Origin of the sequence: Thermomonospora sp. CIF 1, assembly GCF_001896795.1 — a bacterium.
GTDB classification, from domain to species: domain Bacteria; phylum Actinomycetota; class Actinomycetes; order Streptosporangiales; family Streptosporangiaceae; genus Thermomonospora; species Thermomonospora curvata.
Map to the genome: position 1 here is coordinate 129,511 of NZ_MOYN02000023.1, position 15,115 is coordinate 144,625.

Annotated in this window: 14 protein-coding genes; 10 read left to right on the forward strand and 4 right to left on the reverse strand. The window is 72.6% G+C overall.

Translation table 11 applies throughout. The features are described 5' to 3' along the window. Positions 1–158: 158 nt before the first annotated feature. Genes BUE48_RS18935 through BUE48_RS18945 form a run of 3 tightly spaced genes read left to right on the forward strand, consistent with a single transcriptional unit; the run spans position 159 to position 1,526 of the window. Positions 159–569, forward strand: a complete 411-nt coding sequence (locus BUE48_RS18935) for a roadblock/LC7 domain-containing protein (RefSeq protein WP_012854124.1) — start codon at positions 159–161, stop codon at positions 567–569. Continuing rightward, positions 569–952: a DUF742 domain-containing protein gene (locus tag BUE48_RS18940; RefSeq protein ID WP_012854125.1), complete on the forward strand. Its 384-nt coding sequence runs from the start codon at positions 569–571 to the stop codon at positions 950–952. The genes BUE48_RS18935 and BUE48_RS18940 overlap by 1 nt, the downstream gene beginning before the upstream one ends. After that, a complete protein-coding gene (locus BUE48_RS18945) occupies positions 933–1,526 on the forward strand; it encodes a GTP-binding protein (RefSeq protein ID WP_012854126.1) in 594 nt (197 codons plus the stop codon). The genes BUE48_RS18940 and BUE48_RS18945 overlap by 20 nt, the downstream gene beginning before the upstream one ends. Before the next feature lie 52 nt (positions 1,527–1,578). Here BUE48_RS18945 and BUE48_RS18950 read toward each other — a convergent pair whose 3' ends face one another. Together BUE48_RS18950 and BUE48_RS18955 are read right to left on the reverse strand one after the other, a co-directional pair. Further along, positions 1,579–2,010 carry a universal stress protein gene (locus BUE48_RS18950; RefSeq protein WP_012854127.1) on the reverse strand — a complete coding sequence of 144 codons (432 nt, stop codon included), beginning with the start codon at positions 2,008–2,010 and terminating at the stop codon, positions 1,579–1,581. 73 nt (positions 2,011–2,083) lie between these two features. Next, positions 2,084–2,443, reverse strand: a complete 360-nt coding sequence (locus BUE48_RS18955) for a hypothetical protein (RefSeq protein ID WP_012854128.1) — start codon at positions 2,441–2,443, stop codon at positions 2,084–2,086. Between the two features lie 280 nt (positions 2,444–2,723). Between BUE48_RS18955 and ddaH the strand changes: the two genes are divergently transcribed. The 4 genes from ddaH to BUE48_RS18975 all read left to right on the forward strand — a co-directional run bounded on the left by ddaH (position 2,724) and on the right by BUE48_RS18975 (position 8,456). Then, positions 2,724–3,581, forward strand: coding sequence for a dimethylargininase (ddaH, locus tag BUE48_RS18960; RefSeq protein ID WP_012854129.1), 858 nt, complete (start codon positions 2,724–2,726; stop codon positions 3,579–3,581). Between the two features lie 68 nt (positions 3,582–3,649). Next, positions 3,650–5,056 carry a dihydrolipoyl dehydrogenase gene (gene lpdA, locus BUE48_RS18965; protein WP_012854130.1) on the forward strand — a complete coding sequence of 469 codons (1,407 nt, stop codon included), beginning with the start codon at positions 3,650–3,652 and terminating at the stop codon, positions 5,054–5,056. A 100-nt stretch (positions 5,057–5,156) separates the two neighbouring features. Beyond that, entirely contained in the window at positions 5,157–7,112 is a 1,956-nt protein-coding gene (locus tag BUE48_RS18970) for a bifunctional copper resistance protein CopD/cytochrome c oxidase assembly protein (protein WP_286990668.1), read from the forward strand. Positions 7,113–7,421: 309 nt separating this feature from the next. Further along, on the forward strand, positions 7,422–8,456 hold the full coding sequence (locus tag BUE48_RS18975) for a hypothetical protein (RefSeq protein WP_012854132.1): 1,035 nt from the start codon (positions 7,422–7,424) through the stop codon (positions 8,454–8,456). On the opposite strand, the gene BUE48_RS18980 is transcribed toward BUE48_RS18975, so the two are convergent. Then, the gene (locus tag BUE48_RS18980) at positions 8,443–9,891 is read right to left on the reverse strand and encodes a WS/DGAT/MGAT family O-acyltransferase (protein ID WP_286990669.1); all 1,449 of its coding nucleotides are present in this window, start codon (positions 9,889–9,891) and stop codon (positions 8,443–8,445) included. The genes BUE48_RS18975 and BUE48_RS18980 overlap by 14 nt on opposite strands. A gap of 295 nt (positions 9,892–10,186) precedes the next feature. On the opposite strand from BUE48_RS18980, the gene BUE48_RS18985 reads away from it, so the two are divergent. The 3 genes from BUE48_RS18985 (at position 10,187) to BUE48_RS18995 (ending at position 13,553) form a co-directional block, all read left to right on the forward strand. Beyond that, a complete protein-coding gene (locus BUE48_RS18985; RefSeq protein WP_012854134.1) occupies positions 10,187–10,864 on the forward strand; it encodes a uracil-DNA glycosylase in 678 nt (225 codons plus the stop codon). A 234-nt stretch (positions 10,865–11,098) separates the two neighbouring features. After that, on the forward strand, positions 11,099–12,250 hold the full coding sequence (locus BUE48_RS18990; protein ID WP_245536898.1) for a DUF5925 domain-containing protein: 1,152 nt from the start codon (positions 11,099–11,101) through the stop codon (positions 12,248–12,250). 76 nt (positions 12,251–12,326) lie between these two features. Further along, on the forward strand, positions 12,327–13,553 hold the full coding sequence (locus BUE48_RS18995) for a trans-sulfuration enzyme family protein (RefSeq protein ID WP_012854136.1): 1,227 nt from the start codon (positions 12,327–12,329) through the stop codon (positions 13,551–13,553). 542 nt (positions 13,554–14,095) lie between these two features. Here the strand turns inward: BUE48_RS18995 and BUE48_RS19000 are convergent. Beyond that, positions 14,096–15,112 carry a hypothetical protein gene (locus tag BUE48_RS19000; RefSeq protein WP_286990670.1) on the reverse strand — a complete coding sequence of 339 codons (1,017 nt, stop codon included), beginning with the start codon at positions 15,110–15,112 and terminating at the stop codon, positions 14,096–14,098. Positions 15,113–15,115: the final 3 nt, after the last annotated feature.

The window sequence follows — 15,115 nt, forward strand, 5'->3', positions numbered from 1 at the left end:
ATCGGAGCGTTCCAGGCGAGCACCCGACGCGGGCGCTCCGCCGCGGCTGAAGTCCTCGGCGAGCAGGTTCCGGGCGCCCCGGCCGCCGGCGGACGAGCGCCGCGACGACGTGGACCCCAAGCCGCGCCGGCGACAAGCGACGAGAAGGAGGGCTAGTGATGCCGCAGACAGGTTCCTCCACCGACCTGGCGTGGTTGCTGGACGACCTGGTCAAACGAGTGGCGGACGCCCGCCATGCGGTGGTGTTGTCGGCCGACGGGCTGCTGATGGCCGCCGACAGCGCCTTCAGCAAGGACGACGCCGAGCACCTGTCGGCGGTGGCGGCGGGCATCCAGAGCCTGGCCCGCGGCGCCGGCGAGCGCTTCGGCGGCGGCTCGGTGCGGCAGACCATCGTGGAGATGAACTCCGGCTTCCTGCTGGTGTCGGTGGCCGGCCAGGGCGCCTGCCTGGCGGTGCTGACCACCGAGGACGCCGACGTGGGCCTGGTGGCCTACGAGATGGCGATGCTGGTCACCAGCGTCGGCCGGCACCTGAGCACCCCGGCCCGCTCGGCGGCGGCCAAGAGCTGATGCCATCGTCCACGCCGCCGTGGGAGGGGCAGCAGCCGCCCGACGGCGAGCATTTCGTGCGCCCCTATGTGCTGACCAGCGGCCGCACCCGCCCGGCCCACGGCCGGTTCGACCTCATCTCGCAGGTGGTGACGGTCGGCCCGCCGCCTGAGGCCGATGCCGGGCTCGGCCCCGAGCACCTGTCCATCCTGCGGCTGTGCCGCATCGCGATGTCGGTCGCCGAGCTGGCCGGACGGCTGAACCTGCCGGGCGCCGCCGTCCGGGTCCTGCTGGGCGACCTGTTGGAACGAGGTCATGTGCTGATCCAGGAACCGGCGCCGGAGACCGCCATCACCGACGCGGACATCTACGAGGCGGTGATCGATGGACTCCGCGCGATCTGACCGGGCCCGCCGCCTGCCCACGGCCGTCAAGATCCTGATCGCCGGGGGCTTCGGAGCGGGCAAGACCACCATGGTCGGCTCGGTCTCGGAGACCGTGCCGCTGCGCACCGAGGAGATCCTCACCGACCGCAGCACCGGGGTCGACGACCTGTCCGGGGTGGAGAACAAGGCCACCACCACGGTGGCGATGGACTTCGGCCGCATCACCCTGCGCAAGGACCTGGTGCTCTACCTGTTCGGCACCCCCGGGCAGGAGCGTTTTTGGTTCATGTGGGACGACCTGGCGCTGGGCGCCCTGGGCGCGGTGGTGCTGGCCGACACCCGCAGGATCACCGACTGCTTCCCGTCGGTGGACTACTTCGAGCGGCGCGGCACCCCGTTCATCGTGGCGGTCAACTGCTTCGACGGCGCCCGCCGCTACGAGCTGGAGGAGGTGCGCATGGCGCTCAGCCTGGCGCCCTCGGTGCCGATCATGACGTGCGACGCCCGGGACCGCTCCTCCTCCAAGGAGGTGCTGATCACGCTGGTCCAGCACGCCATGCACCAGCGGCTGGGCACTCCGGCGGCCCGCTGAGCGGCCGCCTCCCATGCCGGGACCGCCCGGCGGCGGCCCGGCATGGGCGGGGTCATGCGTCCCGGTCCCCGTGCAGGACCACGATGGGGCACTTGGCGTGGCGGATGCAGTAGTCGCTGGTGGAGCCGAGCAGGGCGCCGACGATGCCGCCGCGGCCCCGGCTGCCCACCACCAGCAGTTCGGCGTCCTTGGAGGCCTCCACCAGCGCCCGGGCGGGCTGGCCCTGCACCACCGTCGGCCTGACCGGGACCGCCGGCCGCTCGCCGAGCACCTCCGCCACGGTCTCCTGCAGCACCTGCCGCGCCGCGTCCGCCAGGTCGACGTCGTCGGCGTAGACCGGCACGCCGAAGGTGACCGGGATGTCCCAGGCGGTGATGAGCTCCAGTTCGGCGCCGACCAGCTGCGCCTGCCGCGCCGCCCAGCGCAGCGCCCGCTTGGACTCCTCAGAGCCGTCCACGCCGACCACGATGCGTTTGGCCGCCATCGATCCCCCCTTGATCAACTCGTGCCCACCGTAGCGCGGTACCCGGGGCCCGCCCGTCCTCACCCCGGGGCGGTCAGGCCGAGCGCCGCTGCTCCCGGGTCTCGGCGCCGTCCAGTCCGGGGATGGTCAGCAGCTTCTGGGTGACCACGGTCTCCTCCCGGACGATCCCGCTCTCCAGCATGGTGTTGCGGTGGCGGAGCCGGCCGTTGTCGCGCAGCAGCTCGTCCACCTCGGCGCGCAGCCGGGTGATCCGCCTGCTCAGCCGGGTGTAGGTCACCATGACGCCCACGGTGACGCCGATGGCGAACGCGGCGAGGGAGGGCGCCCACAGCGCCCCGATCGTCAGCACCGGCAGCAGGACGAGCATCGCCATCAAGCGACCGTGCTCTTCGGCCCAGTCCCAGACGGCGTTGACGGGCTTGGGAATCCTCACGCCCTGCTCCCTTCTAACCGATCCGACACTTCCGTTGTCGACCGTATGTCACGCCTCCGGTGCCTCTGCCGCACGGACGGTATCAACCAGCACAAACGCCCCCTCAGAGGGACATATGTGACGAACATCCCATCGCTCGGAGTGTGCAACGAATCCCGTGCGATACCGGAAGAACACGCAACAAACCACCATCAACGTGCAAGAACATCATCTTGGAGGCCGGTAGGGGCCTGCATAGGCTTTCGTTTCGTAACCTCTATAGCCGAGAGTGGGAGCCTGCATGACCGTATCGCCGGTAACGGAGCCCACACCCCTGGCCTCCGCCGTGCAGAAGCGGACGGCACGGCCCCGCCGCTTCCTGATGTGCCCTCCCGAGCACTTCGCCGTCACCTACGCGATCAACCCCTGGATGGACCCGGCGTCCGGCGCCGACCGGGCCCGGGCGCTCGCCCAGTGGGAGCGGCTGCACGAGGCCTACCTGGAGCTCGGCCACCAGGTGGAGCTGATCGAACCGGTCGAGGGCCTGCCCGACATGGTGTTCGCCGCCAACGGCGGGCTGGTGGTGGACGGCCGCGTCTACGGGGCGCGCTTCCGCCACCCGCAGCGGCGCCCGGAAGGCCCCGCCTACCTGGAGTGGTTCCGGCGCAACGGCTTCACCGAGATCCTGGAACCGGCGCACGTCAACGAAGGCGAAGGCGACTTCGCCGTGCTGGACGGGCTCATCCTGGCGGGCACCGGCTTTCGCACCGAGCAGGCCGCCCACACCGAGGCCCAAGAGCACCTGGGCCGCCCGGTGGTCACGCTGCGCCTGGTGGACCCGCGCTTCTACCACCTGGACACGGCGCTGTTCCCGCTCGGCGACGACAACATCGCCTACTACCCGGGCGCCTTCTCCCCCGGCAGCCGCGCGGTGCTGCAGCGCCTGTTCCCGGACGCGCTGGTGGCCGAGGAGGCGGACGCGGCGGTGCTGGGCCTCAACGCCGTCTGCGACGGCCGCCACGTGGTGATCAACGCCGAGGCCACCGGGCTGATCGCGCAACTGCGCCGCCGCGGCTTCGAACCCGTCCCGGTGGACCTGTCGGAGCTGCGCAAGGCCGGCGGCGGCCCCAAGTGCTGCACCCTGGAGCTGCGCGTGTGACCCACCCGATCCGCCCGGACTTTGCGGTCGGGATGCGGCTGCCGCCCGAGGCGAATATGGTCCGAAGAATGAGCACTCACTTTGACGTCGTGGTCCTGGGCGCGGGCCCGGGTGGATATGTCGCTGCGATCCGTGCCGCTCAGCTGGGGCTGCGGACGGGGATCGTTGAGGAGCGCTACTGGGGCGGGGTATGCCTGAACGTGGGCTGCATCCCCTCCAAGGCCCTGCTGCGCAACGCCGAGCTGGCCTACCTGTTCAACAACGAGCGCAAGCTGTTCGGCATCGAGGTCGACGGGCAGGTCCGCTTCGACTTCGCCGCCGCGGTGCAGCGCAGCCGCCAGGTGGCCGACGGCCGGGTCAAGGGCGTCCACTACCTGATGAAGAAGAACGGCATCACCGAGTTCCACGGGCGCGGCGTCTTCACCGACCCGCACACCCTGCAGGTGACGCCGACCGACGGCGGCCAGGCCCAGACCGTCACCTTCGACCACTGCATCATCGCCACCGGGGCGCACCCCAGGCTGCTGCCGGGCACCTCGCTTTCAGAACGCGTGGTGACCTATGAGGAGCAGATCCTCGCCGAGGAGCTGCCGGAGAGCATCGTCATCGCCGGGGCCGGGGCGATCGGCGTGGAGTTCGGCTACGTGCTGCACAACTACGGCACCAAGGTCACCATCGTGGAGTTCCTGGACCGCATGGTGCCGGGCGAGGACGAGGAGGTCTCCAAGGAGCTGGCGCGCCGCTACCGCAAGCTCGGCATCGACGTGCTGACCTCCACCCGGGTGGAGGCCATCGACGACTCCGGGGAGAAGGTCAAGGTCACCGTCACCGGCTCCGACGGGCAGCCCAAGACCCTGGAGGCCGACAAGGTCCTGCAGGCCATCGGCTTCGCCCCCAACGTGGAGGGCTACGGGCTGGAGAAGACCGGGGTCCGCCTCACCGACCGCGGCGCCATCGACGTCGACGCCCGCTGCCGCACCAGCGTGCCGCACATCTTCGCGATCGGGGACGTGACCGCCAAGCTGATGCTGGCGCACACCGCCGAGGCGATGGGCATCGTGGCGGCCGAGACCATCGCCGGCGCCGAGACCATGGAGATCGACTACCGGATGGTGCCGCGGGCCACCTACTGCCAGCCGCAGATCGCCAGCTTCGGGCTGACCGAGGCGCAGGCCCGCGCCGAGGGCTACGACGTCAAGGTCGCCAAGTTCCCCTTCACCGCCAACGGCAAGTCCCACGGCCTGGGCGACCCCAACGGGTTCGTCAAGCTGATCGCCGACGCCAAGTACGGCGAGCTGCTGGGCGGCCACATGATCGGCCCGGACGTCACCGAGCTGCTGCCGGAGCTGACGCTGGCCCAGCAGTGGGACCTGACCGTGCACGAGGTGGCCCGCAACATCCACGCCCACCCGACCCTGAGCGAGGCGGTCAAGGAGGCCGTGCACGGCCTGGCCGGGCACATGATCAACTTCTAGGTCCTCTTCCCGGCGGCGCCCCGCACGGCCTCGAACCCTCCCGGCGCCGGCGCGCGTACCACCTGCGGACGATCGCGATCACGCAGCCGGGAGGTGGAGCGTGCGGGGCCTTCCCCCATCGGGCGGCGCGACGGGCGACGCGGCCGTGCGCACGGCCGGCGGTGCCGCTCCCCCACCGGGCGAGGAGGCCACGCCGCCGGAACCTGAGGGGACGCCCGGATCGCGAGGGCTGCTGCACCTGGGGGTGCTCGCCGCGGCGGCGGCGCTGTGCGCGCTGGCCGCCGCGCTGTATTTCGGGGGCGCGCTGACCACCACCGTGCCGTGGCTGGAAGGCTCGGGCGGGCTGACCCGGGGCGGGCTGCCCGTCGCCGAACTGGCGGTGACCGGGGCCGGGACGGTCACGGTGGGGCTGCTGCTGGCCGGGGCGGTGCTGCTGGCCGGGCCGGACGGGCGGCTGCCGCCGCCGGGGCTGCGCTGCCTGCGCCTGGCGCGGGTGAGCGCGGCGATCTGGGCGGCGGCGGCGCTGGTCAGCGTGGCGCTGGGGACGTCCTACCTGCTGGGCAAACCGGTCTGGCAGGTCACCGACGGCGAGCTGCTGAGTTTTCTGACCGACCTGGTGCGGGGGCGGGCGCTGGCGGTGGTGGCGGCGGTGGCCGTGACGCTGGCCGCGGCGGCCGGACAGGTCCGCAGTGCCGCCGGGGCGGGGGCGTTGCTGCTGGTGGCGCTGGCCGGGCTGCTGCCGCAGGCGGTCACCGGGCATCCGGCCTCTTCCGACGATCACGCGCTGGCCACGTTCGCGATGGCCGTGCACGTGGTGGCCGCCGCGGTGTGGGTGGGCGGGCTGGTGGCGCTGGTGGCGCTGGCCCGGCCCGCCGCGCGGCTGCTCGCGGTGATCGTCCCGCGTTACAGCGCGGTGGCGGGTCTTTGTTTCGCGGCCGTGACGGTCAGCGGGCTGGTCAGCGCCTGGGTTCAGGTGGGCGGGGCCGAGGCGGTGCTCGGCACCCGCTACGGGCTGCTGGTGGTGGCCAAGGCGGCGCTGCTGGGCTGCCTGGGCTGGCTGGGGTGGCTGCACCGCCGGGTGAGCATCCCGGCGTTGCGCGCCCGCCGGGAGCGGTGGGTCTTCCTCCGGCTGGCCTCGGTCGAGGTGGTGGTGATGGCCGCGGCGATGGCGCTGGCCACGGGCCTGTCGTGGACGCCGCCGCCGGCCGAGGACACCGGGCCGACCAACCCGGCCGGGGTGCTGCTGGGTTTCACGCCTCCAGGGCCGCCGAGCGCGGCGGCCTATGCGTTCGGCCGGCTACCCGACCCGATGTTCCTCACGCTGGTCGCAGCGGGGGCGGTGCTGTACCCGCTCGGGGTGCTGCGGCTGCGGCGGACCGGGACCGGCTGGCCGTTGCGGCGGACGCTGGCCTGGTACGGCGGGCTGCTGATCGTGCTGGCGGCCACGTGCGGCGGGCTCGCCCGCTACAGCCCGGCCCTGTTCAGCGGGCATGTGGCCCAGCACCTGGCGCTGACGCTGGTGGCGCCGGTGCCGCTGCTGCTGGCCGCCCCGGCCGAGCTGGCCTTGACGGCGCTGCGGCCGGCGTCCGGGGCGGTGGGCCGCTCCCCCCGTGACCTGCTGGCGGCCCTGCTGGACAGCCGGGCGGTGCGGTGGGCGGGGCACCCTCCGGTGGCGCTGGCGCTGGTGGTGCTCACCCTGTACGGCTTTTACACCACCCCGCTGTTCGAGGCGTCGCTGCGCAACCGTTCACTGCATTCGCTCGCCATGGCGGTGTTCCTGCTGACCGGGGTGTTCTTCGTGCGGGCCGTCATCGGCGGCGCGCGGTGGCTGCCGCTCGCCCTGGCCTTCTTCCACCTGTCCTTCGGGTATGCGTTCTTGACGGCGGCGACCGTGTTCGCCGAGGACTGGTACACGGCGCTCGCCCTGGTGTGGGCCCCTCCGCCCGAGCAGGACCAGCAGAGCGCGGGCCTGCTCGTGTGGGCGATCGGCGGCCTGACCACGGTGGCGCTGCCGTTGCTGAGCAGGCGGCGCGGCCCTGCCGTGCCGCGTTCTTGAGGGGTGCTCCCTTCGATGCGCCGTTCCCGCGGGCGGGGGCGGCGCGGCATGGGGCACTGCCGGTGTTTCTTTCTCCGAGTCAGAGGCGGTCAGGCGCGGTGGTCCGGGAAGGCACGCCGAGGCCCCGTTTCCGGGGGCCGCGGCAAGGTGTTGATCCATCGTTGGAGGATGGACGAAAGAACAGGCCGGGGCCGTACCCGGCATTCACGCCCCGTCCGCGGGGCATCCGTCCAAGGGGGCGGAGCGGAGGGGGTGCGTCGCACATGAGCCGCCGGGTGGCCGGGCCCGGCACGGGTTGCGGGGGTGGCGATGCCGACCGCTGAGGAGTCGCGGTGGCGCACCGAGCGGGAACGGCTCAACCGGCGGCGCGCCGAGCTCGGCGAGGAGGCCGCCCGGCTCTACCGGGGGGCGCACCGGGTCGGCTCGACCTCGCTGCTGTGCCGGCCGGAGTGGATACCGGACGTTCCGCTCCCCCTGGAGCGCGTCGAGCTGGTGTGGGAGGAGACGCCCGAGCCGCCCGTGGTGACGGGCGCGCAGGCTCCCCTGCCCCCCGGGTACCGCGCCTACAGCCAGGCCATGGGGGCGCTGGCGGCTCCGGCCGTGTTCGAGAACCGTCCCGTCTACCGGCTGCTGGAGGCCGATCTGGCCGGCCGCGGCGGGTCCGGGGCGGTGTTGCGGCTGTCGGGGGCGCGGTACTTCGACGGGGTGGACGTCGGGGAGGCGGTCGCGCACGAGCTGGCGGCCCGCGTGGCGGGGCTGCCGCTGCGGACGCTGGTGGGGGACCCGTGCGACCTGGCGCGGCGGACGGCGGTGCCGGCGGTCACGACCGTGACGATCCGGCGGCGGGCGCGGGACGTGGTGCTGCACCGGCGGGACCCGGCGAAGGTCGCCCATGCCGGCGGGCTCTACCAGGTGATGCCGGTGGGCGTGTTCCAGCCCGTCACCGAAGACCCCCGCGAGGACCTGGATCTGTGGCGGTGCATGGCGCGGGAGTTCGCCGAGGAGTTCCTGGGGGCGGACGAAGAGTACCGGCCCGGGTTCTCCTACCGGGAGTGGCCCTTTTACCGGCGGCTGGAACAGGCGCGTGCGGCGGGGGCGGTGCGGGTCCACTGCCTGGGGATCGGTGTCGATCCGCTGTCGCTGGCCGTGGACGTGCTGACGGCGGCCGTCATCGACGATGCGGCCTTCGGGGAGCTGTTCGGCGGGCTGGTGCGGGTCAACGCCGAAGGACGGGTCGCCATGGCGCCGCTGGAGGGGCCGGCGCCGCGGCCGATGCAGCCGGCCGGGGCGGCCGCGCTGGAGCTGGCGCGGCGCCACCGGGACCTGCTGCTCAGCCGTCGATGAGGCCCCTCAGCTCCCCCAGGGCGTCGTCGAGGTGGTCCATGATCTCCCAGGGGTCGGGGATCATCTGGCGGCAGGTCACGATGCCGACGTCGAGCTTGCCGTCATAGGACAGCACGGTGATGTTCAGCCCGCCGGTCAGGTCGCTGACCACCGAGATCGGGAAGTAGCCGAGCACCCGGGCGCCGCGCAGGTACAGCGGGAAGTCCGGGCCGGGCACGTTGGAGACCAGCAGATTGACCGGGCGCAGGTACTCGCCCGGCCGGGCCTGCAGGGCCAGCCGCAGCAGCGGGCCGGCCAGCGGGGCGGGCACCAGTTCGCTCAGCCCCTCCAGCCAGGCGCCCGAGGAGCGGGCGAAGCGCCGTTTGGCCGCCGCCAGGTCGCCGCGGATCGCGGCGAAGCGCTCGGCCGGGTCGGCCAGATGGGTGGCCAGCGGCGTCACCATCGCCGACATCCGGTTGCCGCCCGCCGCATCGCCGTCCCGGCCGCGGCGCAGCGACACCGGCACCGCCGCCACCAGCGGCCGGTCGGGCAGCTCGCCGCGCTTGTCCAGCCAGCGGTGCAGCGCCGTGGCCACCAGCGCCATCACCACGTCGTTGACGCTGCCGCCCAGCTCCCGGCGGATGCGCCGGATCTCCGCCAGCGGCAGCTCGCCGAAGGCCACCGCCCGGCGGGCGCTGATCGTCCCGTTGAACGGGGTGGGCGGGGCGACGGTGCGGGGCAGCGGCACGACGCCGTCGCGGCCGAGCGCCCCCTGGATCGCCCGGGCCAGCGGCTGCACTCCCGGCAGTTGCGCAAGGCCGGGGATCTCATCCAGGTAGGGGGCGGTGCGGGCCAGCATGCGGGCGCCGCGCACCGGGTGGGCGAGCGCGCGCAGCAGCCCGGTGCGCACCCGTTCGGCCAGGGCCGGCGCCTGCTGCGGCACGGTGTCGTCGGGGGGCAGCTCGCGCGGCTGCGGGGACAGGTCCAGCAGGGCGGCCAGGGTCTCGGTGGCCAGGACCCCGTCCACCGCGGCGTGGTGGACCTTGATGTAGACGGCGGTGCGGCCGCCCTCCAGGCCCTGGATGACCACCGCCTCCCACAGCGGCCGGGCGCGGTCCAGCGGCCGTTCGTGCAGCATCGCCACGACCTCGGCGAGCTGGGCGGCGTTGCCCGGGGCGGGCAGCCCGACCTCGAAGACGTGGCGGGCCGGGTCGAAGTCCGGGTCGTCCTCCCAGTAGGGCCGGTCGATGCCCAGCGGCACCGCGGCCAGCCGCATCCGCAGCGGCCGGGGGGCCAGGTGGGCGCGTTCGCGGATCACCTCGATGAGGTCCTCGGCGGTGAGCCGGCCGCCGGGGCAGGCGACCGGGTCGAGGATCCCCAGGCCGGCGATATGGGCGTGCGTGGTGCCGGTCTCGACGTTCAGGAAGTTGGCGTCCACCGCCGTCAGCTGGCGCATCCTCGATCCCCACAGTCCTCAGGTGCCTGGCCTGTCTCCTGAGCTATGCGGTACCGGGCGGTAGGTCAATGAAGGCGGGAAGGAAGTAACTCGAACTTAACGTAGTTATTCAAATGCACAGAGTAACAAAAGATGGCGCGGCGACGCCGATGGCGGCCTCCGGAACACCGCTCCGGGAGAACCCGGCGGGCGCCCGCCTGAGACGATCCGGGCCATTCGGTTCACCGCCGGGCGTTCCCGGCAGCCGCGACGATCGGGCTGCGGCACCATGATCGCGGCACTAGGGTTACCGGACATGACGGCACGACCGCTCTCGGAGATCGTCGAGGCCGGCTGGGCGCGCGCCCTGGAGCCGGTGGCCGACCGCATCGCGGCGATGGGGAACTTCCTGCGCGCCGAAGTGGCCGCCGGGCGGCGCTATCTGCCGGCCGGGGAGCACATCCTGCGGGCCTTCCAGCAGCCGTTCGCCGATGTGCGGGTGCTGATCGTGGGGCAGGACCCCTACCCCACCCCGGGGCACCCGGTGGGGCTGAGCTTCTCGGTGGCGCCGCATGTGCGTCCGCTGCCGCCCAGCCTGATCAACATCTTCACCGAGTACACCGCCGACCTGGGCCACCCCGAGCCGAGCACCGGCGATCTGACGCCGTGGGCGCAGCAGGGCGTGCTGCTGCTCAACAGGGTGCTGACGGTGCAGCCGTACAAGCCCGCCTCGCACCGCGGCAAGGGCTGGGAGGAGGTCACCGAGCAGGCGATCCGGGCGCTGGCGGCGCGCGGCGGCCCGCTGGTGGCGATCTTGTGGGGCCGGGACGCCCGCAGCCTCAAGCCGCTGCTGGGCGGCGTCCCGTGCATCGAATCGGCGCATCCCAGCCCGATGTCGGCCGACCGGGGCTTTTTCGGTTCCCGTCCGTTCAGCCGCGCCAACCGGCTGCTGGAAGAGCAGGGCGGGCAGCCCATCGACTGGAAGCTCCCCTGACGGAAGGCGGCTGTGACCGCGCGCACGTTTCCCGCGCGGTCTTCTCCGCATAGGTTGCTCTCATGACGGAGGTCGCCCGTCCGGCCTCGTCTTCACCTACCCGACAAATCAACCTTTTCGTGCATATTTCGCCAGATTAACCACGAAGATTCCCAGGTGGTTCGATAGCCCCGATAAAGCTCGTGCGGCGTAATTCGGTGGACGTTCCGCCCTGGACGCCCGATCATCGGAGGCATGTCGATGTCGCAGGAAAGGCCGCAGGAGATACTGCACCTGGTCGAAGTCTCCGCAAGCGAGCCCGACCTGGCGATGTCGGTCGTCTTCAACCTCAGCGACAACAATTCCCCCGCCGACGTGCTGGACGTGCTGTCGCTGCGCCCCTTCGCCACCGGCGAGCAGCCCTGGTCCAAGTCGACCCGGCTGGAGCATGTGAAGGCCGACGCCCCGCTGTGCCCGGAAGGCGGCCGGGTGCTGCGCACCGCCAGCGAGGACGACAAGCACTCGGTGCTGGCCGCGGGCGACGGCTGGACGCTCCTGGTCAACCGGTGGGACAGCGGCAACGCCTACGTGGCGGTCTCGGCGGTCAGCCGGGAGCTGGCCGAGGCGGTGCTGGCCGAGACGGTCCGGGACGCCACCGAGCCGCCGTCCCCCGACGAGACCCAGGTGGAGATGGGCTTTTGGCACATGGCCAGGCACGGCCCCAGCCGCCGCGAGCGGATCATCTCCGCCGACACCTGGGCGGACATCCGCGGCAACTACACCGCCCCCGTCGCCGAGGCCCTCGACCGGGTGATGCGGCTGAACCCGTCCCAGGTGTCCGGGCGGCTGCTGTTGCTGCACGGCCCGCCCGGCACCGGCAAGACCACCGCGCTGCGGGCGCTGGCCCGCGCCTGGGTGGACTGGTGCCAGGCCGACTGCGTGCTGGACCCGGAGGTGCTCTTCAGCGACCCCGGCTACCTGATGCAGGTGGCGGTCGGCGCCGATGACGACGGCGGCAAGCGGCGCTGGCGGCTGCTGATCCTGGAGGACTGCGACGAGCTGATCCGCGGAGAGGCCAAGCAGTCCACCGGCCAGGGCCTGTCGCGGCTGCTCAACTTGACCGACGGGATGCTCGGGCAGGGCCGGGACGTGCTGGTGGCCATCACCACCAACGAGGACCTGACCCGGCTGCACCCGGCGGTGATCCGCCCCGGCCGCTGCCTGGCGCAGATCGAGGTGGGCCCGCTGACCCGGGACGAGGCCCTGCGCTGGCTGGGCCAGGACGCCGACCCGTCGCTGATCGGCCCCGAGGGCGCCACGCTGGCCGAGCTGGCGGCGCTGCGCAAGGGCGAGCAGCCGGCCCCCGCCGCCGAGGCCTCCGGCCCGGCCACCGGGTTCTACCTGTGAGAATCCGCGGGGCCGAGCGGGCCAATAACGGCGATTGGATCTGTCGCCGCCGCCGGGGCGTCCGCACCCTGAAGGCATGGACGACCTTCACCGCGACCTTCACCCGCGCACCCGCGCGGCGCATCCGCCCCTGATCCGGCCGGTCGGCAGCCTGCCGCTGTCCACCCCCATCTACCAGGGGCATTTGTTCTCCTTCGAGGACGCCGAGGCGATGGCGGCGGCCTTCGAGGGGCCGGCCCGGGCCGATGAGGACGGCCATCGCGCCTTCTACTACAGCCGGATGGGCAACCCGACCGTCCGCATGTTCGAGGAGGCCGTCAACGACCTGGAGGGCGGCGCCGGGGCGCTGGCCACCGGCTCGGGCATGGGGGCGGTGAACGCCGTGCTGATGTCGCTGCTGCGCTCGGGCGACCATGTGATCGCCCAGCGGTCGCTGTACGGGGGCACCTACACGCTGCTGCGCGACCTGGCCGAACGGTGGGGCGTGGAGGTCACCCACGTCTCCGGGGACGACCTGCGGCAGGTGCGCGCCGCGCTGCGTCCGCGCACCCGGCTGCTCTACCTGGAGACGATCACCAACCCCACCACCGAGGTGGTGGACCTGCCCGCGCTGGCCGCACTCGCCCGGGAGGCGGGGGTGCTGACCGCGGTGGACAACACCTTCGCCACCCCGGTGCTGTGCCGGCCCCTGGAACACGGCATCGACATCGTGATCCACTCGGCCACCAAGTACCTGGGCGGGCACTCGGACGTGCTGGCCGGGGTGGTGGTCTGCGCCGACGCGGACCTTTACCGCCGCATCTGGCACCACTCCCTGGAGCTGGGCGCCGGCATCGACCCGATGACCGCCTGGCTGTCGGTGCGGGGAATGGCCACGCTCCCGCTGCGGATGGCCCAGCACTGCCACAACGCGCTCGGCCTGGCCCGGCGCCTGGCCGGGCATCCGGCGGTGGAGCGGGTGCACTACCCCGGCCTGGAGTCGCACCCCCACCACCGGGTCGCCCGGCGGCTGCTGGACGGCGGGTTCGGCGGGGTGCTGTCGATCGACCTGGCCGGCGGGCGGGAGGCCGGGCGGGTGTTCGCCGAGAGCCTGCGCCTGGTGCGCATGGCCCCCTCGCTGGGCGGGACCAAGACGCTGGTGCTGCATCCGGCCAGCACCTCGCATCGGGGGCTGGACGAGCGGGCGCTGGCCGAGGCCGGGATCGGCGCCGGCACCGTCCGGCTGGCCGTGGGCATCGAGGACCTGGACGATCTGTGGGACGACATCGAGCAGGCTCTGGCCAAGGCGAGCCGGACGGGCTGACCGGCGCCTGCGGCCGCCGGGCCGCGGCGTGGGAAACCGGGGCCGGGTGAACCCGGCGGCCCGGCGCGGATCCCCCTGCCCCCACGGCGCCGGGCCACGGGCCCGGTCAGGGGCTGCGCTCCCCGCTACGCAGCCTTGCGACCGCCCTTAGGATCGCCGCTCCGCGGCACGCCGAACATCCGGGATTCCACGGTCAAATCCTTCGGGCGACACGCAAATTCCGCCTACCGCCACGCAACCCGGGACGGAGGCCACGAGGCGGCGAGGGCCGGGGAGATCCCTGACCGGTGCGGGAACCCCACGTACAGTCCCAGGGCTTCGCCGCCGTCCAGGCGGCAAAGTCACAGCCCGCGGCCGCCCAGCGCCGCCGGCCGCACCGGCGCCTCCCTCGCCCGCCATCGCGATCGCGCCGCCCGCGATCCCGTAGCCCATGGTGCGCGCCCGTTCGGCCGTCTCACCGGATCGCCCAATGACTAAGGCAAGCCCCATCCAGATGAGGCTTGCCTTAGTTGCATCGGGCGGGTGCAGTTCTCCTCGGCTGCTCAGTCCTTGGACTTGTCCTCCTTGCCGCCGGTGTCCTTGGAACCGCCGGCGTTCTGCCCGCCCTCCAGGTCGGTCACGTCGGTGGTGCCGTCGCTCTCGCGGCCGGCGGGCTTTTGCTGGCTGATCTTCCAGGTGCCGTCCTGGCGGACCAGGCTCAAGCTCAGATAGTTGCGCTTGACCTCCTGGGTGCCGCTGGTGCTCTGGAAGGTGATGTCGAAGACCAGCACGGCGCTGGCGAACATGTCGTCGACCCCGGCCACATAGACCTGGCTGGTCTTGGACGTCACCGAGAAACGGCTCTCATCCAGGCTCTTTTGCAGCTGGTCGATGTCGATCTGCCGGGCCTTGGTGAGGGCGTCGCCGGTCAGGAAGGAATGCGCCCGCTCCACCGAGTTCTTCAAGTCGGTGCGGTCGTAGCTGAGCACCGCGTTGCCGTAGTCGGTGACCACCTTGATCACCTCGCGGCGGGCCTCCTCCCGCTGCGACAGCTCGTGCTGGGACCGCCACAGCACGATCGACAGCGTGGCCAGGGCGGCGATGAGCACCACCGCGACGGCCGCCGGGACGGCCGGCAGGCCGAACAGCGACGCCCTGCGGGCCGGGACGTCTTCGGCCGGCTTCGGCTTGACCTTGGCCGGTTTCTTCAAGGGCTTCGTCTTGGACCCGGCCTGCTCGGGCTCGGTGTCCGACCCCGCCGGGGAGGCGTTCCCGTCCTCAGCCTCGGCCTCGGTCTTGGCCTCGGTCTTGTCCTCAACGGTCCGGTCGGTTTCGGTCTCGGCGGCCTCCCGCCCGTCCCGATCCGCCCGCTCGGCGCCCTCGCCCGGCTCCTCCTGCCGGTCGAGGACCTCCAACACGTCCCGCAGGTCGTCGTCCTCACCGTCGTCGATGACCTCGATGACCCGGACCCGGCGGACCTTCTTGCGCGCCGGACGGGCCTTAGCCGCGGCGTCGGGCCGGCCCTCCGCCGCGGCGCCCTCGGCGTCCTCGGCTGCGTCCTTGCTGGTCTTGGCTGTCATGTC